This window comes from Frankia sp. Mgl5 (genome assembly GCF_023242985.1).
GTDB classification, from domain to species: Bacteria; Actinomycetota; Actinomycetes; order Frankiales; family Frankiaceae; genus Parafrankia; species Parafrankia soli.
The window spans coordinates 1-21502 of sequence record NZ_JALKFY010000637.1; the positions used below are offsets into that span (position 1 = coordinate 1).

Genomic DNA, 21502 nt, shown 5'->3' on the forward strand with positions numbered 1-21502 from the left:
CGGCGGCCCCGGCCCCGGCCCCGGGCCCAGGCCCAGGCCCAGGCCTGGGCCTGGACCTGGGCCTGGACCTGGACCGACCGTGGTCGGACGGTTCGATCGGTTCGATGCGGGTGGCCGCCGCGCGCAGCGTCGCCGTGACGGCGGCGTGCAGCTCGGCGGCCTCCGCGGGAAAGCAGGCGCAGGCGGTCCGGTCCCGCTCCGGCCACGGAAGAGCGAACGGCACCAGCCAGTTGACGTCCATCACCAGGTGGCCGAGCGCCGCCGCACGGCCACCGACCCCGGTCGGGCGGTGGGCCGTCGCGACGAACTGCCGCCGCAACCGCCGCAGCGCCGGCCAGAGATCGGGCGCCGGACGCCGCGACACGTCGGCCGCCGGACCGCGCGACACCGCCGCCGGCGGGTCCGGCACCTGGGGCCGCCAGCTCACGGCCGTCGCGAGCGCGTGGCAGACATCCGCCGTCTCCGCACGCAGGCGGTCCGGCGGGCGGCGCGGCCAGAGCAGCATCGCCGCGGTGATCGAGGCGACCGAGGCCAGCCCCCAGCCGACCAGCCGTTCCGGTATCGCCGAGATCGGGCCGGGTGTCATCACAGGCAGCACGAAGGCGAGCAACGCGGATCGGCCGGCGACGGCGACCTTGGCGTTCAGCACGCCGGAGAACATCACAACGAAGGTCACGACCGCGGTCATCGGCGCCGCCAGCCAGGGCGAGCGCGAGCCGAGCGTGCCGAGGACGACCATCCCGGCGCCGGTGGCGGCGAGCGTGAGGTAGGCGGTGAGCCGGGCCGGTCGGGGCCCGTCGAAGTCGACGAACTCGAGGAGCGCGTAGGCGCCGAACCAGGCGAACAGGCTCATCCGCACATCGCCGACAAGCGTGGTGACGAGGGCGAGCAGGGCGGGGGCGACGATCGCGACGCGAGCCGCCGAGGTGAGGCAGAAATGCCCGGGGTCGCCGTCGAATGCTCCGAACAGCCGCAGACGACCCGCTCCCCGCCACCACAGCTGTCGCATCAGAGTATCCGCTACCCACAGTAGCGGCGTGGGATGCGCACCGGCCCTGCTTCAGACCACAAACAGAGCCCGACCGGAACGACGTCCGGCCGGGCCCCGCAGCCCCGATCAGTCGACTTCCCCAGCGGGTCAGGCGACCCGCTGGGGGCCAGGCTTCCCGCGGTGGGTCAGGCGTCCCGCCGCTTGGCGGCGGCGAGGCCGATCACCAGGAGGCCGAGGCAGACAGCGGCGAAGTAGATCAACGATCCCCAGGGCCCGAAGGGCAGGCCCTCGACCACCGGCGGCCCGTCGCTCGTCTCCGGCTGCCCCGCGACGATGAAGTTGTTCCCGACGATGAAGGGCAGCCAGTCCTGGATGTGGTCACCGATGCGCGGGATGACCGGCAGCAGGCTCTCCGCCAGGAACAGGTAGACGAGCATGACCACGATCGCGCCCGCGGTGTGCCGGATCAGCAGGCCGAGACCGATCGCGAAGATTGCCGCGAGAAGGTAGATCAGCCCGATCCCGAAGACGTTGCGGTACTCCTGGCTGGTGTTCAGGACCAGCGGGGCGTCCGGCTGGATCAGGCGCGCGACGCCCCAGGAGGCCACCGCGGTGATCTCGCCGACGATCCCGGCGAGCCCGGCGACGACGACCGTCTTCGCCAGCAGCGCCGGCGTCCGGCTGGGGACGGCGAGGAACGTCGACCTGATCGTCCCGAAGCGGTACTCAGTGGTGACGGCCAGCGCAGCCATCACCATCATCACGACGAGCCCGAAGTTGTACGCGAACTGCGTCACGCTCGGTGTCAGATCGGCGAGGTCACTCGGCTTGGTCGCGGCGCTGAAGACCGCGGTGAGGCCGACGGTGAGCGCGACCGCGAGGATCATGCACCACCAGGGCGAGCGGGTGGAGAAGAGCTTGATCCGCTCGACGGTGAGCAGCGTCATGGCTTGCTGACCCCCGTCCAGGCATCGGTACCGGGGCTGGTAGGCGCCGGTACCGACGGGCCGCCGGGGCCCGATGGTCCGGCGGGTGCCGCGCCCGGAAGGGTGGGAGCGGGCACAGCGCCGGGCGGCGGGCCGGCAAACCCGGGAACACCGGGTGCGCCGGCCGGCCCGGTGCCGACGAGCGGCCCGGTGGGGCCGACACCGCCCGCGTGATACTCGACGTCGCCGCCGGTCATCTGGATGAACGCCTGCTCCAGCGAGCCACGCGACTCGGAGAGCTCGTGCAGGACCAGCCCGACGGCGCCGGCCAGCTCGCCCACCTGCTCGGTGGAGCTGCCGCGAACCACCAGGGCGGCCGGGATGTCGGTGGTGGCGGGTGTCTCCTGGACCGCCAGGCCCTGGCCGGTGAGGACGCTGTGCAGCCGCTCCATCTCGGGGCCGCGTACCCGCACCGAGGAGTCGGACGCCGAGTTGATGAACTCCTTGGTGCTCGTCTGCGCGATGAGTCGCCCGCGGCCGATGACGATGAGTTCCTGGGCGGTCAGCGCCATCTCGGAGAGAAGATGGCTGGACACGAACACCGTGCGGCCCTCATCGGCGAGCCGATGCATGAACTGGCGAATCCAGAGGATTCCCTCCGGGTCCAGGCCGTTCACCGGCTCGTCGAACAGCAGCACCCCGGGGTCACCGAGCAGCGCGACCGCGATCCCGAGGCGCTGGGCCATGCCGAGGGAGTAGCCCCCGGCCCGGCGCCCGGCCACCGCGGTGAGACCGACGATCTCCAGGACCTCGTCCACCCGCTTGGCGGGCAGCCGGTTGGAAGCGGCCATCCAGCGCAGGTGCGCGCGCGCCGAGCGGTTGGGGTGGACCCACTTCGCCTCGAGCAGCGCGCCGACCTCGCGCAGCGGCTCCTTGAGCTCCCGGTACCTGCGCCCGCCGATCAGGACCTTGCCGGCCGACGGGTGGTCGAGCCCGAGAATCATGCGCATCGTGGTCGACTTACCCGCGCCGTTGGGGCCCAGGAAGCCGGTCACCTTGCCGGGCTGCACCGTGAAGGTCAGGTCGTTGACGGCAACGGTACGGCCGTAACGCTTGGTCAGCCCTCGTGCCTCGATCATCACCCTCCTTTCTGGATCATTCGTTATTCCTCTAGCTAATTCGCCTCTGCCGTGGGGAAATCCACGGCCATCACTCACCGGATGGTGGCATCAGGGGCCGACACTTCCCGACCAGGCGAGCAAGCGGTAGACATGTGGCCTGTCGGTCTGGTGACAACCCGAAGCTTCCCCGCGGACAGTGAACAAGAACACGAGGCGCGGCAGCCATCGGGCTAACCCCCGGAAGCGGGGTCGAGACAGCCGCAGGCTTCGAGGAACCGGGGGCCTCGGGCGGCGACGGCCTCGCGGGCCTCGGAGCCGGACCCGCGGACCCGCGGACCCCAGAGCCGGACCCGCGGGTCTCAGAGCCGGACCCGCCCGGCGAGAATCTCCTCGGCCAGCTCGGACACCCGTCGGCGGCTGCTACGCGCCGCGCGGCGCAGCCGTTCGAAGGCGGTGACGGCGTCCGTGTCCCAGACGGCCATCAGGTAGCCGACGGCCCGGTCAATGGGGACGCGGTAGTCGAGGGCGAACTGCAGCTGGCGGGCCAGCTTGGTGCTGCGGTCGGCGACCATACCGGCGAGCAGGATGCTCTCCAGCACCTGCCCGAACCGCTCGAGGGCCTCGCGCTCGGCGGAGGTCCACTCCCGGGGCGAGTCGTCGGCGACGTTCAACGTCCCGATCGGGCCGCCGCCCATCCGGATCGGCACGCCGAGGACCGCCCGCACCCCGCCGGCGAGCAGCCTGGGCCTGGCCTGCGGCCAGCGGGGCTCACCCGCGAGATCCGGGCTCACCACCAGCTCGTCCAGGACGAAGGACTCGACGCACGGGCCCTCGCCAAGCTCCTCCTGCACCTGTTCCAGCAGGCGCCCGCTGCTGTTGCTCGCGGCGACGCTGCGCAGGGCCCGGTCGGCGTCGACGACGAGGATGCCGGCGCCGTCGAGCCCGAAGACGTCGGTGATCGCGCGCACGGCCTCGGACAGCAGCTCACCGAGCTCTACCCGCTCGGGGACGAGGTGGTGCAGCCGGGTCAGGCTGGCGTCCAGGCGCGCCTTTTCGATCTCCATGTGTTCTCCCGCGACTGGCCGGAGGGCGCGGAGGGGGCACCGTCGGCACGACCGCCGACTACACCTGCTCCACTCGCTCGGACGTGGTCAGCACGGCGTTCCAGGCTTCGGCGACGTCAGGGTAGAGCGGAACTCCAGGCGACGTGAGCAGCTCCACCATACGGCGCAGCAGCGGCCCCGCTCCGCTGAGCGCGACGGCGACCGCGCGGCGCTCCCCGGCGCGCCACAACCGGTGCAGCACAGTGAGTCCGCGGACGTCGGCGAACACCCGGGACACGTCGAGCACCAGCCCCACAGGTCCCGCAGGCCCGGGAGAGTGCGTGCGCCGGGCGGCGACCGCGGTCAGCACGGCGTCGAGGGCGGCCCTGGCCGGCGCCTCGGTCGCCATGTCCAGGTCGCCGTCGAGCGCCGCCGTGGCACCCCACGGGTTCAGCCGTACCGTGATCTTCAGCACCATGGGATCATCGAGAGCAACCAGGAAGCCCTCGGGGATCACCGGTCGGCGCGCCTGGACCGCTCGGCGGGGTCGGAGACGTCATCCGGGCCCGCGCCGGCCGACGCCGGATCGGGCTCCTGACCTGACTCACGCCGCCGCCGGTGGCGAGGTCCCACGTCGACCTGGCGACGTATCCGGCCGTCGAGCGCGGCCTCCCGCTCGGCCTCCACGCTCGAGCTGATCATCCCGAGCATCCGGGAGCGCTCGCCGACGTCCATGCCGGTCATCAGGCTGTCCAGCAGGCCGCCACTCTCGCTCAGAAAGCTCGCGGGCCCACTCTCAGGCCCCGCCGCGGACACCTCGCAGGAGGCGTCCGCGGCGGCTCGGGGACGAGGTGCGCCCTCGGATCCATCGGGTTTACCGGCCGGGGCGGGAGTCGCCGGAACCTCGGCGGGGGCAGAAGGCGTGGGACGCGCCGAGGCATCGGCCGGCCCACCCGGGGTTGGCGCCGCCGGTGTGCGGATTGCTCCCGTGCGGGTCGCTTCGTCAAGGGAAAAACGATCTGCGGGCATACGTCACACTCCGTGACAGGGCCGCAGACACAGGGCAGCGCGAACTCGGTTCTGCGAAGGTACTACCTTCGCCGACAAGACCGCCAGTGGATCTTTTTGGTGGCCTCGGGCCCCGAGGCCACCGCGAACCCGGCGGCCGCCTTTCCACAGTGGTCAGGGGCCGGTTCCGTGAGCCGCTCCGGCGCCCGCCCGCGGCCTCAGGTCGAGCCCCGCGGCCAGGTCACGCCACTGCTCCCGCGGCAGCTCCCGGCTGCCGGTGAGGATCTGCGCGCAGACGTGATCCGCGCCGGCCGCGCGGTGCTCGTCCAGCCGTGCCCGGATGGTGTCCATGTCGCCCCACGCAACGAGGGCGTCGACCAGGCGGTCGCTGCCGCCGCCGGCCAGGTCGGCGTCGGTGAAGCCGAGCCGCCGCAGGTTGTTCGTGTAGTTCGGCAGGTCCAGGTAGACCGCCAGCGCGGCCCGTCCGATCGCGCGGGCCCGGTCGGCGTCCGTCTCCAGGATGATCTTCTGCTCGGGCGCGAGCAGTGCGCCGTCACCGAGGATCTCCCGTGCCATCCGGGTGTGTTCCGGTGTGACGAGGAAGGGGTGCGCCCCGGCTGCCCGCTGCGCGGCCAGGCCGAGCATGCGCGGCCCGAGCGCCGCCAGCACCCGCGCCGAGACGGGGATGCCCACCGCGTCGAGCGCGTCGAGGTAGGACAGGACAGCGCCGTAGGGGTGGTGGTAGCGGCGACCCGTCGTCGCCTCGACCCGCTTCGCGTGCCCGGTTCCCACCCCGAGCAGCAGGCGGCTGGGATGGGCCTTCTCCAACATGCCGTAGGTGTCGGCCAGCAGGTCGACCGGTTCGGTCCAGATGTTCAGGATCCCGGTGCCTACACACAGGTTCTCGGTGGACTCCAGCAGCGCCGCCGGTAGCTCCAGGTCCGCCGTCGCGCCACCCAGCCAGACCATCTCGTAGCCGAGCTCCTCGAGCTCCTGGGCGGTGTCGCGACGTTCGGCCATGCCACGTGGCCACTGCCCGGCGGGCATCCAGAGCCCGGTCCTGGCGACATTCATGGTCACTCGTGATCCCTTCTCGCTGGTCACATCGTCGTCATCGACGTCGCGATCCGATCGGGTCCTCCTACCCGATGCCGCGCTCCTCCTCACGTCTCGACGTGGTCCTGATGGGTATGTCACCCCGGCGATTCGGGACGTCCGTCCCTTGTCTGTCCGAGCTGCCAGTCCGGGCCGTCCGCTCTGTCCACCGCGGTCGCTGGTGTCGTCGCAGGTCGTCGATGTCTTTCATGTCGGTCAACGGCCGCCGGTGACACCCACGGCCGCGGATCCGCGGTGTCCGGTGACGGGTGTTCCGACTGGAAGCCGGAATCCCGGAACTCAAGCGACCCCACCATCCGGCCATTCGGTGCGATGATTCATCCAGGCGATCGGCGGCTTTCGGGACAGCCAAGGCCTGAACTCGGCGTTGCGTACTCGACCGGACTTTACGTATTTGACTGGTATCGCACACTTGACCGGTATTGCGTATCTGACCGGCTTTACGTACTCGACGTTTCGGCAGAGCCGCCCCGAGATGACCGGGATGCCACCACGGCGGCGGTTCGAGCGGGGAGGGCCCTGAGCCGACCATAACCACGCGAGGGGACAATCGTCACGGCCGACGGGGACCGTGCGACCCCCAGCGGGACGTCGTCCGACCGAAACGGAAGCGAGTCATCCAGGTCGCGCCGCTCCCGCCCGGTGTCGACGGGCCCGCCCGGAGGTGGTGCTCACGCTGGCCCGATCGGGCCGTAGGCCGCCGTCTCCGAGCAGTGCCACGGTGCCCGCCCGATGCCGTCCGCCGTCAACAGGCCGTCCACCGCCGGACAGGGCGGGCGGCGCGCGCCGGAGCCAGCTTGAAAAGCCTGCCCCACCAGGGATGCCGGTCTGGCGGGGCAGCCGGGTGGCGCGAGCGGGGGTCGCAGCTGTCCACAGCTCTCCACACACTTTCCACAAGTTATCCACAGGCTGTGGTGAAGTCATGGCCGGCACGCTCCCCGCCCCGGCCGCCCGCCCCGGCTGTGCCCGCTCAGACCGCTCCGAGCTCAGACCGTGCCCGCACTCAGACCGAGACCGTGCTCAGGCCGAGACCGGGAGGTCGGGGACGGCGGTCGTCTGCGACGCGGCCGCCTCGGGACGAAGGTCGTCGAGGGTCAGCGGATGCGCCGGCGGGCCGGCCACGACGATGCTGGACGTCACCTTGAGGTCCGGGCCGACGTGCAGCAGTTCCCCGCTGGCCATCAGCCGCCACCGTGGGTCCTCGTCCATCCGCTCGCTCTCGACGACCACCGCGGGGCGGGTCGTCAGGTCGACCGAGCGGACCCGGATCTCGCTGAACGGGCTGGCGTGATCCAGGTGACGGTTGTTACGCCCGCCCGGGGCCCGCTGGAGCACATGCAGACCATTCGTGTCGGGATACCGCAGCGCCCACAGATCGTCCCCGCTGGCCAGGATCATGTTGATCGAGTAGAGCGGCAGGTTCTCGGCGATCCAGTTCGCCGCGGCCGTGATGCCCGCCGCGACGTCACCGTCCCGCGCCGCGATCTCGCGGGTGATCAGGGCGAAGTAGCGCTCCGAGTCGGTGTCGCCGAGCACGCCGGAGCCTGTCGTGCCAAGCTCCGCGTCGAGTTTACCCAGCCCCTCGATGACCCCGTTGTGGGCGAAGATCCGACCATCCTGGACGAATGGGTGTGTGTTGCGGTCATCGACCCGCCCGGTCGAGGCGTGCCGCACATGCGCGACGAACGTCGACGACGTGACCTGCTGCGCCTCGCGGGCGAACGCCGTGTCGGCGCGGGAGCGAATCGCCTGCCTGACCACCTCGGGCCGGCCTTCGCCGTCAAAGAAGCCGAAGCCCGCGCCGTCCGGGGGACGGCGGGTCTGGGCCCGCGGGCTGTCCGGCGCGTCCAGCAGCCAGAAGGTCGCCTGGATCCGCTCGCTGCCGCTGCTCATCGCGAACAGATGACACATATCAGACCTCCTCGCACCGCGACGGTCCCATCTCGGAAAGTGATGATCCACCACGCCCCAGACCGTGCATGTAGGGGAAGGTAGCTGACCGGTCAGGGTTCGTGGCGTCTTCTGGGCCATCCCCCCGGTCCACGGGATCACGCCGGGCCCGGGAACGTGAGATGTGTCCACTTGTGGCCTCATGTGGCACTACCACTTTTCGGACAATCAACCGGATCAGCCGTAAAGCGTCCGACGAGAGTCCGGCCGATCGCGGACCGAATCTGTCCGCTGGCGACGGCAGACTCGGGACATGCTCGAGACCTCGGCCCGCCTGCTCCGGCTGCTCTCGCTGCTGCAGACCCACCGAGACTGGTCCGGGGCGGACCTGGCCGACCGGCTCGGGGTCACCGCCCGCACCGTCCGGCGGGACGTCGACAAGCTGCGCAGCCTCGGCTACCCCGTGCACGCCGCACCCGGCACGGCCGGCGGCTACCGCCTCGGCGCGGGCGCCCAGCTGCCGCCCCTGCTGCTCGACGACGACGAGGCCGTCGCCGTCGCCGTGAGCCTGCGCACCGCCGCCGGCGGCTCGGTCGAGGGCATCGCCGAGTCCGCCATCCGTGCGCTGACGAAGCTCGAGCAGGTCCTGCCGACCCGGCTTCGGCACCGGGTGTTGGCGCTGCACTCGGTCACCGTGTCCCTGCGTGGCACGAATCCCGCGGCCGTCGACCCGGACGTCCTGATGGCCGTGGCGACCGCCTGCCGCGAGAACCAGCAACTGCGGTTCGACTACCGCGACCACAACGGGACACCGACCGCGCGGATCACCGAACCGCACACACTCGTCCACACCGGGTGGCGCTGGTACCTCATCGCCTGGGACGTCGGCCGTGGCGCCTGGCGCAACTTCCGCCTCGACCGCATCGCGCCGAAGACCCCGACCGGCCCGAGGTTCACCCCCCGGGACCCACCCGCGGACGACATCCAGGCGTACACGTCCTGGTCGGTCTCCACCGCCGGGTACCGGTACCAGGCCCGCGTGCGCTACCACGCACCCGCCGGGGTGATCGCCGCCTCGCTCAGCCCGACCTCCGCCGTTATCGAGGCGCTCGACGACGAGAGCTGCCTGGTCCGGACGGGTTCCAACTCGCTGGACGCGCTCGCGATCTACCTCAGCCTCGTCGACGCGGACTTCGACGTGCTCGAACCGCCCGAGCTCGTCGACCGCGTCCGCGAGCTTGCCGGCCGGCTCGCGCGAGCGGCACCGCCGCCACCACCCACCGGCTGAAAGCGGCTCAGGATGGCTGCCAGGGCGGTGCGACGCCCCAGCCCCAACGCGGAACCGGCGCGTGCGGCATGGGTGTGGCGCCGGGCGTGGAGTTCTCGACGGCGAGGCGGGTGCCCCATTCGACATAGCCCATGAACGCCGCCCGGAACTCGGGATCGCCCGGCAGCCCGACCTCGTCCGCCGCGTCGACGAGCAGGCTCACCCACCGTCGGCGCTGCGGCTCGGTGATGGCCCTGCCGACGTGGTGGGCGAGCATGTTCTCGTACCCGCCGCGTTTCTCGGTGTACTCGGCCGGGCCACCGAAAACCTCGCCGAGCCACATCGCCACGTGGTGGGCGTGCGCCGGATTCATGCCCGCGAACAGCGGCGCGAGAAGGTCGTCCTCGACGACGGTCTCGTAGAAACGGGTAAGAAGCCGCTCGAAGGCCTCGGCGCCGCCGGCCCATTCGTAAAGGGTGGGCGACTCGGGTGCCCCCCCGCCCCGCCCGGCGACCGCCGTGGGAGAATAGTGCCGCATCTCCTCGATGTGTTCGACGTACGGCCCGATCTGTGCCAGGAACTCACGGAACTCCGCGCTCCGCCGGAAGCCGTCCAGATGGCCGGCGACCGAATCCCACTGAATGCGCAGAATGTACTGGACGTTCGTCTCGACGCAGCGGGTGAGCTCGAACGAAAGGCAGTTCCGCGACCGCTCGAGCACCGCCGCGGCTCGCGAATACGCCTTCTCGAACTCGTCAGTGCTGTGTTCCGGTATCCGGTATCGGATGTACTCGACGATCACAGCCGGATCACCTTCTCACCTCCGACGACTGGGGAGAACCCGAAACTATCAGCGGGAAACCTGGCATCGGCGATCCGCATGGTACGCACAAAAAAGTGCGTACCATGCGGGCACGGCGTCCCGCGAGGAGGTGAGGAGTGGTAACGATGTCTCCGGACACGCCCCAGCCCCCGGGCACGGCGCGGCCCGGCCGCAGCTATCACTGCCACGTCGAGGTCACGGTCGACGTCATCGGCGGGAAGTGGACGCCGGTCGTCCTCGCTCATCTGAAGGAACACGACCGGCTACGGTTCGCACAGCTGCGCCGGCTCATCCCCGACATCACCGAGAAGATGCTGGCGCAGCGGCTGCGGGAGCTCGAGGCGATCCAAATCGTCGACCGGATACCCGTCAGCACGGCACCGCCGCACGTCGAGTACGCGCTGACGGCGCAGGGCCGGTCCCTCGGCCCGGTGCTGCAGGCGATGTGGGAGTGGGGCCGGGACTGGGCGGCCACGAACCGGCTCGCCGTCGATCCGGTCCGGTTCCGCCACTGACCCGCCCGCTGGCATATTCGGGCCCATGTCCGCGCAGGCGACACCACCCGCGGCGGCCCGCACGCCGGCCGCGGCGGTCCGCACGCCCTGGGCTCCCGACAGGAGCGCCCTTCGCGGGCGCGTGGCCGTCGCCGCGCTGGCCGCCGATCCGGGACGGGCCCGCTGGAACCAGCGCTCGGTGACCTCCGGCCAGCTCGCGGCCGAGTACGGCTTCACCGACGTCGACGGGTCACAACCGGACATCTGGCCGCGCCTGGAACGTCCGGCGGAGGCCCCGGCGCCGGCGGCCGGTCAGGAGCCGCACGCGCCCCGGTAGCGCGTCCCGGGGCTCCACCCTCCGCCGGCCGCCCGCTGACCGGCCAATATGATGAAGATCGGCATTTTCTGATGATCTCAACCGGTTTCCGCGGTCTCGACTGGTTTTGACGATCTTCATCCGGTTCCGGCGGTCTCAGCCGGTATGCCGGAACCGAAGCGGGCCGGCATCCGGAGGGCACGATGCGCAGCACGCCACCGAGGACGGCGGGAAGCGACCCGCACCCGCCGCCATCCGGTGGCCACGCACCGCAACCCGCGTCCCTCCCACCCGAGACGCCGACACGCGGGACGTCGGCGGCGGGCGGAACGTTCACCCGTGCCTGGGACGCCGTCTTCACCCCGCTCACCGCGCACGACCCGGACGAGATCAGCGGCTACCCGCTGCGGGCCCGGATCGGCGAGGGCGGCATGGGCGCCGTGTACCTCTCGCACACCCCCGGCGGACGACCGCTCGCGGTCAAGGTGGTCCGTCCGGAGTTCGCCGCCGACCCCGACTTCCGCGCCCGGTTCGCGAAAGAGGTCGCGATCGCACAGCGGGTGCAGGGCCCCTACACGGTTCCGGTCATCGACGCCGATCCCGACGCGGTGCGCCCGTGGATCGCCACGGCCTACGTCCCCGCCCCGTCGCTCGCGATAGCCGTAGCACGGACGGGTGCGCTGCCCGCCACGACCGTCCTGATGCTGATCGCGGGTGTCGCGGAGGCCCTGCAGTCCATTCACCGGGTCGGGGTGATCCACCGCGACCTGAAACCAGGAAACGTCATCCTCGCGGCGGACGGCCCGCGCGTCATCGACTTCGGTGTCGCGCGCGCCCTCGACGCCGCGACGGCCGCGATGACACAGACCGGAGCGCGCCTCGGAACACCCGCCTTCATGGCTCCCGAACAGGTTCGCGGGGCGCAGCTCGACCGATCCGGTGACATTTTCGCCCTCGGGGCCACCGCCTACTACGCCATGACCGGCCGGCCGCCGTTCGGCGTCGACGCCGCCGTCTTCCACCGCATCGAGCACCAGCAGCCCGACTGGGACGACTGCCCGCCGCAGGTGCGCGACGTTCTGGCCCGCTGCCTGGAGAAGGACCCCGCGCGCCGGCCGACCCCCACCGAACTGATCGAGCTCTGCCGACTGATCACCCCGATCGGCCAGCTGACCTCGGACGAACAGCTGACCACCGGCGCGGGGTGGCTGCCCCCCACCGTCGCCGCCGAGGTGACCCGCTACCACCTCGCCCCGCTGCCCACCCCACCCCCGGCTCCGTCCCCGGCTCCAGCTCCGTCCCCGGCCTTCACCGAACCGCCTACCGCCGCCCCCGCCGGAGCCGGCGGCGTCGCGGCGGGTGGGGCACCGCGCCGGTCCGGCCGCGGCCGCCGTCCCTGGCTGGTCGGCGCGATCGGCGCGGTCGCGTTCGTCGTGGTCTGCGCGCTCGCCGCCGTGCTGCTCACCCGCTCCGACGAGCCGTCGCCCTCCGCGCCCATGGTCGCCTCGGCCGTGAACGGGCCCACGGCGAACCCCGCCAGGCCGCCCTTCGATCCGAAGGCGGGCCTCCCCGGTCCGGTGGCGCCCGGGCCGGGCCTGCCCGTTCCCGGCACCCCACCGGGTGGGCTGGGAGCCGGCGCGCCCGGTTCACCGCCCACGGGCGCGGGCGGCCCCGCGACTCCCCTCACCCCACCGCCGGCCGCGACCACACCGGGAGCGACCGCGCCCCAGGCACCGGCCCCCACCCCGAAACCGGCGCCGCCCAGCACGGCCGTGAGCGGATGCCCCGGCAGCCCGAGCCACGGCTACAACGGCGACGGGTACGGCGTGCTGACCGAGGCCACCTCGCTGCGCAGCGGGCCGTACGCGGCGTGCGGCGCGGTCGCGAGCCTGGCCAAGGGCAAGAAGGTCTGGCTGCACTGCAGCGTCGTCAACGGCCACAACAACCTGTGGTGGTGGGCCCGCCTGGACGGCTCCACCACCGACGGCTGGATCTACGACGGAAGCCTCAAGCTCAGCTACGTCGACGACAACGACGACGGCAGGACGCGGATCTACAGCTGCGACGGCACGTACGTCAACCGCTGACACCACTCGCCACTCCGCACAGCACCGCGCACTGTCCGCCGGCAGGCGAATCGCTGTTCGCGGTGCACATCCAGGCGATCGTCCCTGCCCCCAGGAGATTCCGCCCGTTTCGCGTCAACCCGATCGGACATGCCGGCATCTATCCGAATGCGGCAACCACGCCGCAGAGGAGGACTCGATGACGATGTCCGATCGACCGGGCCGACGCCCGGCCGGCAACGGAACCACCCGCACGCGCCGGAGGCGGCACCTGGCCGCACTGACGCTCCTGGTCGCCGCGGTCTCGGCCATGATCCCCGCGCAGGCGGCCCTGGCCGGGGAAAACGGACCCCAGCCGTTCGTCCGGGCCCGGGCGGAGGCCGCCGTCAAGGCAGCCTACGCGCAGGCGTTCACCGGCGGCCAGGACCCGGCGCACAGCCTCGCCGCGGTGGAGGACGGCCCGGACCTGGCTGACACCCTCGCGCAGGCGATACAGAACTTCCCCGAGGCGACACACACCGCCGCTGTGACCACGAGCGACATCGTCTTCACCGACCCGCGGCACGCGGCGCTTCGTTTCCGCATCGCCTACCAGGGCGGAATCGACTTCGGGGAGCAGAACGGTAACGCCCTGATCGTCGATGGCAAGTGGAAGGTCAGCCGCGGCACCTACTGCATGGTCATGGGATGGGCCGGCGCCACCTGCCCATCACCGTGACCTGTCCATCTCCCTGACGCGACTCTCGGCCGCCAGGTGGAACGCGGCCGGCGGCGGCCCGAGCGGGCTGCCGCCGGTCCGCGCGCTCCCAGCTCTGTCACCAGGTCAGTTGATGGCGAGAAGCTCCACCTCGAAGAGGAGGTCGGAGTTCGGCGGGATGACGGGCGGGAAACCGCCGGGGCCGTACCCGTAGTCGGGCGTGATGGTGAGCACCGCCTTCTCGCCGAGGGAAAGCTGGGGAACCCCCTCGTCCCATCCCCGGATGACCCGGCCGACACCGATCTCGGTGACGAACGGCGCGCCCCGGTCACGGGACGAGTCGAACTGCTTGCCGTTACGCAGGGTGCCGACATAGTGAATCGTCACCCGGTCCCCCTTCTTGGGGAAAGTCTTGCCGTCTCCCTGCGAGAGGGTTTCAATCGAAACGCCCATGCGATCAGCCTTTCCTCGATGGTGGGACGTGTGCCTGCGCCGGCAGGCTCCCCCGGCTGGAACCGGGCAAACTGCCACCGCGGACCGCCGCTCCCCCGCGGGCAGGAGCCGGGGGTGCCCCGGAAGTATGTCAGCGAGCGCCTCGGCGCCATCGGTGCCGGTCGGTCGGTCGGAGCGTTGGGACGGCGAGGCCCTGCCGTCCGGGTGACACGAGCGCAGCCGTAGGATCACCCACCGCGCCGAGGGAAATGGGCGGTTTCGCGATGGTCTCCGATAGTGACCGCCGGGGACCGGACGCCCGATCATGATGCTCGACCGAGCACGGGTGGTGGTGGCGGCGCTGCCCGGCTACGAGCTGGGCGACACGGGTCCTCGCGATGTTCGCGCACAAGGCGCCGCTCGACGCCGGCAGGTTCTTCGCTGACCTCGACGCCGCCGTCGACCAGGGGCTTCCCGGTGAGTGAACGTGCCTGAACGGCTCAGCCGAAGGTAGCTCGACACGAACGATCCTGTTGAACGTGCCGCGAGGATCGGACGACTGCAGCGCACCGAGGCAGGACCCACCCCAAGAAGGGAGAACCACCCCCACCAGCCCACCAGGCCCGCCGCTCGGGGGCTTCGGGGGTCGCCCCCGAAAAAAATAACGGCCCCCCGGGGAAGCCGCCCCCAGGGGCGGCAACCACAGCGAACCGGCTCGAGCGGGCGACGGGAATCGAACCCGCGTTGCAAGCTTGGGAAGCTCGTGTTCTGCCTCTGAACTACGCCCGCATGGTGCTACCGCATCCTACTGGACTCGGGCGGCACGTGTTCCACCGCCACCCCCGGACTTCGCGCTCAGGCTGGTCCGCCCCCGAACCCCGGCCTGTCACCCTGGTCGGGCCACGGCCCGTCACCCGTCGATGGGGTGGAGGTCGGCCGCCCGGGTGGCCTCGGCGCTGTTGCCGTGGTGCAGGAACCGCAGCGGCTCCCGGCCGGCGGGCTGCCTCGGGCGTTCCTGCGCCGGCACCGGTGGGACGTCCAGTTTGCAGGGTTGGTCGGGTGAGACGCGGACCTTCTCGCCGTGGTGCAGAATCGTGATCGCCTCGCCCTCGAGCACCGTGTAGGTGGCGGACGAGTCGACCACCTCGACGTGGAGCTGGCGGGAGCGCACGCGCAGGCCGAAGGCGAGCCGGCTGAGGCCCTCGGGCAGGCGGGGGCTGAAGGAGAGCAGCTCACCGGTGTCACGCAGCCCGCCGAAGCCCTCGACGAGCGCGATCCAGCTGCCGGCCAGCGAGGCCATGTGCAGGCCGTCGCCGGTGTTGTGCTCGATGTCCTTCAGGTCCATGAAGGCGGCTTCGCGCAGGTAGTCGTGCGCGAGGGACATGTGACCGCATTCGGCTGCCATGACGGCCTGGCAGCAGGCGGACAGCGAGGAGTCGCGGACTGTGAGCGCCTCGTAGTAGGCGAAGTTGCGCGCCTTCTGCTCGGCGGTGAACGCGTCGCCGCGGCGCTGCATCGCCAGTACCAGGTCGGCCTGTTTCACGACCTGCTTGCGGTAGAGGTCGAAGTAGGTGAAGTGGAGCAGCAGCGGATACTGCTCCGGCCTGGTCAGTTCGAAGTCCCACACCTGGTGCTCGGTGAAGCCCTCGGACTGGGGGTGGACACCGAGGCGTTCGTCGAACGGGATGAACATGTCCTCGGCGGCGTCGCGCCAGCTCGCGGCGGTCTCCGCGTCGACCCCGAAGGCCCGGGCGCGTTCGGGATGGCGCTGGACGGCGTCGGCCGCCCCGATGAGGTTCCGCTGGGCCATCAGGTTGGTGTAGACGTTGTTGTCGGCGAGCGCGGAGTACTCGTCCGGGCCGGTCACACCGTCTATGCGGAAACGGCCGGAGAGGTCGTGGTGGCCGAGGGAACGCCACAGCCGCGCCGTCTCGATGAGGATCTCCAGACCCACCTCGAGCTCGAACTGCTCATCCTCGGTGGCCCACAGGTAGCGCAGGACGGCGTCGGCGATGTCGGCGTTGACGTGGTAGGCCGCCGTCCCGGCGGGCCAGTAGCCGGAGCATTCCTCGCCGTGGATGGTGCGCCAGGGGTAGGCCGCGCCGTCGAGGTTGAGTAGTTGGGCGCGCTCGCGGGCCAGCGGAAGGATCGAGTGCCGCCAGCGCAGCGCGTCGGCGGCGGCGGCCGGCACGGTGTAGGTGAGGACGGGCAGGACGTAGCTCTCTGTGTCCCAGAAGGCGTGACCGTCGTACCCGGGGCCGGTGAGCCCCTTCGCGGGGATGGCCCGGCGCTCGGCCCGCGCGCCGGCCTGCAGGACGTGGAAGAGCGCGAACCGGACGGCCTGCTGTACCTCGGCGTCCCCGTCGACCTCGACGTCGGACCGGTGCCAGAAGTCCTCCAGGTACTGGCGTTGCTCGGCGACGAGGCCGTCCCAGCCGGTCTGGCGGGCGGCGACGAGGGCGGCGGTGGCCTGGTCGCGCAGCGCCGGCAGGGAGCGCTGCTCGGACCAGCCGTAGGCGAGGAACTTGACCATCCGCAGGGTCTCGCCCGGTTTGAGGACGGCCGTCGCGGTGACCCAGCCGGTGTTGGGCTCGCTCTCCGAGGTGACACCGAGCGAACGCGGGCCGTCGAAGATGTGGTCCATCGCCGCGGCGACCCGGATGTCGCTGTGCCGGGTGCGGTGGACGAGCTCGACCATGGTCTCGCGGGCGCGGTGCCGTTCGGAGATGAGCGGCGACTCCAGGACGGCGGCGGCACGCGGGTCGCCCCTGCGCCCCGGAAGCTGCTCGTTGGCGACCAGCTCGGACTGGATGACGACCCGCGCGGTGTCGCCCACCGGTTCGATCTCGTAGTGGATCGCGGCGGCGGAGCGCTGGGAGAAGGAGATGAGACGCTGGGTGCGGATCCTGACCCGCTGCCCGGCCGGGGAGACCCAGTCGGCCTCCCGGCGCAGCACCCCCTCGCGGAAGTCGATCGTGCGGGTGTGCGCGAGAAGGTCCCCGTAGCGGACGTCGAACGGCTCGTCGTCGACCAGCAGGCGGACGATCTTGCCGTTCGTGACGTTGATGACCGTCTGCCCGGACTCGGGGTACCCGTATCCCGCCTCGGCGTACGGAAGCGGACGCAGTTCGTGGACGGAGTTCAGGTAGGTACCGGGCAGCCCGTGCGGATCGCCCTCGTCGAGGTTCCCGCGCATGCCCACGTGCCCGTTGGACAGCGAGAACAGCGACTCGGAGCGAGCCAGGTCGTCGATGTCGAGCCCGTGCTCGGTCAGCGACCACGACTCGATGGGATAGGAGGGCCTGCCGATCACGCGGCGCCCCCGGCGGGAGCGGGACCGGCCGACGCCGGGCCGGTCGGACGTCCATCGAGCAGGTCGGCGAGGTCCTCGACGACCGTGTCGGCGCCGTTGCCGCGCAGCGCCTCGGCGTGGCCGACCCGGTCGACGCCCACCACGTAGCCGAAGCCGCCGGCCCGGCCCGCCTGCACGCCGGCGGTGGCGTCCTCGAAGACCGCGGTGGCACCAGGGGCGACCCCGAGTGCCTCGGCACCGGCGAGGAAGGTGTCGGGGGCCGGCTTGCCGGCGAGGCCACGCTCCTCGGCGACGAGGCCGTCGACCCGTGCCAGCAGCAGGTGCTCGATCCCCGCGGCCCGCACCACCTCGGCGCAGTTCGCGCTGGACGACACGACCGCCCGCGGCACGCCGGCGCGCTCGAGCTCCTCGAGGTAGCGCACGGAGCCCGGGAACACCTCCACGCCCATCTCCTTCAGCTTCTCCAGGAGCAGGATGTTCTTCCTGGTGGCGAGGGCCTGGATCGTCATCCCGGACGGCGGGTCGTCGGGCACGCCGGGCGGGAGGTGGATGCCCCGGGAGTCCAGGAACGCGCGCACGCCGTCGGCGCGCGGGCGGCCGTCCACGTGGTCGGCGTAGTCGGTGGCGATGTCGAAGGGGACGAACGGGTCACCGGACCGCCTCGCCCAGTTCTCGAGGAAGTCGTCGAACATCTCCTTCCACGCCGCGGCGTGGACGGCGGCGGTACGGGTCAGTACCCCGTCCAGGTCGAACAGGCATGCCTCGATGTGATCCGGTAGCCCCAGCATCGGTCCCCATCCTGGATCGTCGTCCGGCTGCGTCGCCAGCTCCCTCGCGCGGACCGGTTCCCTCTCCCCGCGGCAGTTCCCTCCGCAGTCAGAGTGTCACCGAAGGCGATGTCCCGTGACGGCAACCTCGCACGCGTCCGGGATGCTCCTACCCGAGACACCGCGGCTCCCACACCGCGACAGCGGCGAAATCGCCGCAGTCCGCACATCCCGCCATCAGACGGCCACGATGATCCACCGGGCTCGTGCCGGCGGGACATCCAGGCGGCTGCGGTAGCGTTCTCGAACGTGCTGCTGTCCGACCGGGATATCCGGGCCGAGATCACCGCCGGTCGCGTCCGGCTCGACCCCTACGACGAGGGGCTGATCCAGCCGTCCAGCGTGGACCTGCGGCTCGACCGCGCGTTCCGGGTGTTCCAGAACCATCGTTACAGCCACATCGACCCGGCCGTGGAGCAGGAGGATCTCACCGAGCTCGTGGCGCCCGAGGGCGACGAGCCGTTCGTCCTGCACCCGGGCGAGTTCGTGCTGGGGTCGACGCTGGAGATCGTGACGCTGCCGGAGGATCTCGCCGGCCGGCTCGAGGGCAAGTCGAGCCTGGGCCGGCTCGGGCTGCTCACCCATTCGACCGCCGGGTTCATCGACCCGGGCTTCTCCGGCCACGTGACGCTGGAACTGTCGAACGTCGCGACCTTGCCGATCAAGCTGTGGCCCGGGATGAAGATCGGCCAGCTCTGCCTGTTCCGGCTGTCGACGCCGGCCGAGCATCCCTACGGCTCGGCGATCTACGGGTCCCGGTACCAGGGGCAGCGCGGGCCCACGCCGTCCCGCGCCCACCGCGACTTCACCCGGGCGGCGGTTCCGGAGATTCCGGACGGCTCGCCCACCGCCTGACCCCGACCCTTTCTGGAATGGACAGCCGGTTTCAGTCGCCGTCGCCGTCGCCGTCGGCGGTCTGGCTGAAGCTGTCATGCCACACAGCTTTGGCTCCGCTGTCACCGATCCGGTAGGTCTGCACGACCGAGCCCACGGCGGCGACGATGCTGAGCGCGGCGACGAGCACGACGATGCCCCGCTGGGCGGGGGATGAGGCGACGTGCGCGGGGTCCGGTGACGGGCTTGATGTCGGCTCGGAGGAGTCGGAGGAGGCCGAACGCCGCGACAGCGCCCAGGACACCGCGGCCAGGACGAACAGTCCCCCCACCCAGGGCAGCAGGCTGTCGCCGAGTTCGGCGTGTCGCTGGACCAGGGGATCAGCGGGTACCCGTTCCTCGAGCCACTCCCCGGCGTGGGTGGTGAGGGGAACACTGACCAGTGCGGCCAGGGCGACCAGGGGGGTCACGGCACCGAGCCGGCGGCGGGCCGCCGGCCACGCCGACGACAGTCCCACCAGTACCGCCGCTACCGGTACCAAAACGATGACCACATGCACGAGCAATGCGTGCGCGGGCAGGCCGTTGATCTCCGTTGGTCCCACCACTACTCCGATCGTGGTCGCGCGCCGGCTCCACTGGGCGCGGCGTCTGGAGCAGGGCTCCACCATGCTGCTACAGCAGTAGTAATACTACAGGGGTAGTAACCACTGGTAGGCTCGCCCTATGCGTAGAGGCGGGACGGGACGCCGGGAAGCCGGTGGGCTGGAGACCGCGGTACTCGGCGTGTTGTGGGCGGCGACAGGCCCACTCACCCCCAGCCAGACCCAGGAAGCACTGGCCGGCGCGGGTTATGACCTCGCTTATACGAGTGTCGCGACCACTCTGGTGCGCCTGCACGGCAAGGGCCTGGTCGAACGGGCCGCGGCCGGCCGGGCTCACAGCTACACGCCAACCGCGGCGGCGGCCAAGCAGGTCGCGGACCGGATGCGGGGGCTGCTGGGGGACGGCCGCGGCCGAGTGGAGGTCCTGAGCCACTTCGTCGCCGGTCTGTCGGCCGACGAGGAGGCGACACTGCTTGCCCTGTTGGCCGCCACAGAGTCATCCGAGGACAGCGGATCGTGATCCGCGGCGGGTCGGGACACCGGGCGCCGGCCAGGTGGCGCTGCCCTCCTGCTCCGCGACAGCGGCGGACGGTGGGTCTCCTCGATCGTCAGGTGTGGCCAGGGCCGGCGGCGGTGGGCCCGCCGCGACAGCGATGCCCATGAGATACATGGTGTGGCTTCCCCTCATCGCCAACGTCGTCGTGGCGGTCAGCTCGCCGACGGTCACACGCCGGCTGTCCTACCGGGTGAAACCCGCGGTGCTGACCGCGGTCGCGGTCGTCGCGGCGGGCTGCTGGCTCTGGTGCCTCACGTTGGTCGCGAGCAGCTTCCTGGCCCGTCTTCCCGAGGTGGCCGGCAGAGTCAGGGGGGCTCCCGCCTCCCATGTTCTGGCCGAATCCCCACCTCCCGCGGTAGGCGCGGCGGCTGCGGTCCTCGTCACCGCCGCGACCGGGATGCTGCTGGTCGCCGCCGTGCGTACGGGCCGGGACCTGGCCCGGGCGGAACGTCTGGTGCGTCAGGCGCCTCCCGGCCAGGTGATGGTTGTTCCGGGGTGGATGCCGGACGCCTGCGCGGTCGGTGGCATCACCGGTGGCCGGATCGTCATCACGACCGGCATGCTCGACTGCCTCGACCCCGCCGAACAGGACGCTGTACTTGCCCATGAACGAGCGCATCTGGCCGGCGGGCATCACTGGCTCCGCATAACCGTGGCCTGCTGCGCGGCGGTCAGCCCGCCCCTGAGGCGCTTCCCGGCCCTGCTCGAGGCGGCCTGTGAACGGTGGGCCGACGAGCACGCCGCACGCGCGACCGAGCGGCGCCGCGTACTCGCCCGGGCTCTGAGCAAGGCGGCTCTGACGACCTTGCGGTCCCGTCGCGGGGGACCGGCCGAGCCGTCTCCGCCACCAGCCACCGCCTGCGGATTCCGCCACGGCACGGTTACCGAACGGATCGCCGCTCTCCTTGAGGACGCGCCCGGCATCACCCGCATGCCCGCGACCCCGCCCATCACGATCATCATCGCCGTCTCAGTCATGATCGGCACCGCCGCACATGCCGGCATGGACTGTTTCGCGCTCCTGCGCGCGATCTTCTGATCAACCGCGCCCCAGCACATGACGCTCGGCGGGTTCAGCCCAGCCAGGGCCACCAGCACAGCCTGGGCCCTCCGGAACGTCCGGGGCATCCAGAAACGGCGTCGGCCACCCCCGAGAAGCCGGGGGCGGCCGACGTTCA

General features: G+C 71.3%; 19 protein-coding genes, 1 tRNA gene and 2 pseudogenes. 8 read left to right on the plus strand and 14 right to left on the minus strand.

Going from position 1 to position 21502, the window contains the following annotated elements; translation table 11 throughout:
* From MXD62_RS19050 to MXD62_RS19085, 8 genes and pseudogenes are all read right to left on the minus strand, one after another.
* Positions 1-1009 (minus strand): annotated as a pseudogene (locus MXD62_RS19050) (FUSC family protein); the annotation flags it as partial.
* A gap of 167 nt (positions 1010-1176) precedes the next feature.
* Positions 1177-1938, minus strand: a complete 762-nt coding sequence (locus MXD62_RS19055) for an ABC transporter permease (RefSeq protein ID WP_248830868.1) — start codon at positions 1936-1938, stop codon at positions 1177-1179.
* Entirely contained in the window at positions 1935-3056 is a 1122-nt protein-coding gene (locus MXD62_RS19060) for an ABC transporter ATP-binding protein (protein WP_248830869.1), read from the minus strand. Before MXD62_RS19060 ends, MXD62_RS19055 begins: the two co-directional genes overlap by 4 nt.
* A 341-nt stretch (positions 3057-3397) precedes the next feature.
* The gene (locus tag MXD62_RS19065; protein ID WP_248830870.1) at positions 3398-4102 is read right to left on the minus strand and encodes a GAF domain-containing protein; all 705 of its coding nucleotides are present in this window, start codon (positions 4100-4102) and stop codon (positions 3398-3400) included.
* 58 nt (positions 4103-4160) lie between these two features.
* Positions 4161-4559 carry an anti-sigma-factor gene (locus tag MXD62_RS19070; RefSeq protein ID WP_248830871.1) on the minus strand — a complete coding sequence of 133 codons (399 nt, stop codon included), beginning with the start codon at positions 4557-4559 and terminating at the stop codon, positions 4161-4163.
* 35 nt (positions 4560-4594) lie between these two features.
* Entirely contained in the window at positions 4595-4825 is a 231-nt protein-coding gene (locus tag MXD62_RS19075) for a hypothetical protein (protein WP_248830872.1), read from the minus strand.
* A 438-nt stretch (positions 4826-5263) separates the two neighbouring features.
* Entirely contained in the window at positions 5264-6163 is a 900-nt protein-coding gene (locus tag MXD62_RS19080) for an LLM class F420-dependent oxidoreductase (RefSeq protein ID WP_248830901.1), read from the minus strand.
* Positions 6164-7225: 1062 nt separating this feature from the next.
* Positions 7226-8116 (minus strand): class II glutamine amidotransferase, encoded by an 891-nt coding sequence (locus tag MXD62_RS19085; RefSeq protein ID WP_248830873.1) that lies wholly within the window; start codon positions 8114-8116, stop codon positions 7226-7228.
* A 292-nt stretch (positions 8117-8408) separates the two neighbouring features.
* Between MXD62_RS19085 and MXD62_RS19090 the strand changes: the two genes are divergently transcribed.
* Complete coding sequence (locus MXD62_RS19090; protein WP_248830874.1) at positions 8409-9383, plus strand: YafY family protein; 975 nt, start codon at positions 8409-8411, stop codon at positions 9381-9383.
* A gap of 7 nt (positions 9384-9390) precedes the next feature.
* Here MXD62_RS19090 and MXD62_RS19095 read toward each other — a convergent pair whose 3' ends face one another.
* A complete protein-coding gene (locus tag MXD62_RS19095) occupies positions 9391-10164 on the minus strand; it encodes an antibiotic biosynthesis monooxygenase (RefSeq protein WP_248830875.1) in 774 nt (257 codons plus the stop codon).
* A 146-nt stretch (positions 10165-10310) separates the two neighbouring features.
* Here MXD62_RS19095 and MXD62_RS19100 point away from each other — a divergent pair, with 146 nt between their 5' ends.
* The 4 genes and pseudogenes from MXD62_RS19100 to MXD62_RS19115 all read left to right on the plus strand — a co-directional run bounded on the left by MXD62_RS19100 (position 10311) and on the right by MXD62_RS19115 (position 13779).
* Complete coding sequence (locus tag MXD62_RS19100; RefSeq protein ID WP_248830876.1) at positions 10311-10700, plus strand: helix-turn-helix domain-containing protein; 390 nt, start codon at positions 10311-10313, stop codon at positions 10698-10700.
* A gap of 115 nt (positions 10701-10815) precedes the next feature.
* Positions 10816-11016: pseudogene (locus tag MXD62_RS19105) on the plus strand (short-chain dehydrogenase); the annotation flags it as partial.
* 182 nt (positions 11017-11198) lie between these two features.
* Positions 11199-13082: a serine/threonine-protein kinase gene (locus tag MXD62_RS19110; RefSeq protein ID WP_248830878.1), complete on the plus strand. Its 1884-nt coding sequence runs from the start codon at positions 11199-11201 to the stop codon at positions 13080-13082.
* Between the two features lie 178 nt (positions 13083-13260).
* On the plus strand, positions 13261-13779 hold the full coding sequence (locus tag MXD62_RS19115; RefSeq protein WP_248830879.1) for a hypothetical protein: 519 nt from the start codon (positions 13261-13263) through the stop codon (positions 13777-13779).
* A gap of 105 nt (positions 13780-13884) precedes the next feature.
* Here the strand turns inward: MXD62_RS19115 and MXD62_RS19120 are convergent, their stop codons facing one another.
* The 4 genes from MXD62_RS19120 to MXD62_RS19135 form a co-directional block, all read right to left on the minus strand.
* Positions 13885-14211 (minus strand): FKBP-type peptidyl-prolyl cis-trans isomerase, encoded by a 327-nt coding sequence (locus tag MXD62_RS19120; RefSeq protein ID WP_251081969.1) that lies wholly within the window; start codon positions 14209-14211, stop codon positions 13885-13887.
* A gap of 697 nt (positions 14212-14908) precedes the next feature.
* Positions 14909-14979: transfer RNA gene (locus tag MXD62_RS19125), tRNA-Gly, on the minus strand.
* A 121-nt stretch (positions 14980-15100) separates the two neighbouring features.
* Entirely contained in the window at positions 15101-17503 is a 2403-nt protein-coding gene (locus MXD62_RS19130) for a glycoside hydrolase family 65 protein (protein WP_248830881.1), read from the minus strand.
* Complete coding sequence (locus tag MXD62_RS19135) at positions 17500-18291, minus strand: HAD family phosphatase (protein WP_248830882.1); 792 nt, start codon at positions 18289-18291, stop codon at positions 17500-17502. Before MXD62_RS19135 ends, MXD62_RS19130 begins: the two co-directional genes overlap by 4 nt.
* Before the next feature lie 288 nt (positions 18292-18579).
* Between MXD62_RS19135 and dcd the strand changes: the two genes are divergently transcribed.
* A complete protein-coding gene (gene dcd, locus MXD62_RS19140) occupies positions 18580-19185 on the plus strand; it encodes a dCTP deaminase (RefSeq protein WP_248830883.1) in 606 nt (201 codons plus the stop codon).
* Between the two features lie 31 nt (positions 19186-19216).
* On the opposite strand, the gene MXD62_RS19145 is transcribed toward dcd, so the two are convergent.
* The gene (locus tag MXD62_RS19145) at positions 19217-19768 is read right to left on the minus strand and encodes a DUF2231 domain-containing protein (protein ID WP_368862419.1); all 552 of its coding nucleotides are present in this window, start codon (positions 19766-19768) and stop codon (positions 19217-19219) included.
* A gap of 121 nt (positions 19769-19889) precedes the next feature.
* On the opposite strand from MXD62_RS19145, the gene MXD62_RS19150 reads away from it, so the two are divergent.
* Together MXD62_RS19150 and MXD62_RS19155 are read left to right on the plus strand one after the other, a co-directional pair.
* Positions 19890-20288: a BlaI/MecI/CopY family transcriptional regulator gene (locus MXD62_RS19150; RefSeq protein ID WP_248830885.1), complete on the plus strand. Its 399-nt coding sequence runs from the start codon at positions 19890-19892 to the stop codon at positions 20286-20288.
* A gap of 139 nt (positions 20289-20427) precedes the next feature.
* Positions 20428-21363, plus strand: coding sequence for a M56 family metallopeptidase (locus tag MXD62_RS19155; protein WP_248830886.1), 936 nt, complete (start codon positions 20428-20430; stop codon positions 21361-21363).
* The last annotated feature ends 139 nt before the right edge of the window (positions 21364-21502 follow it).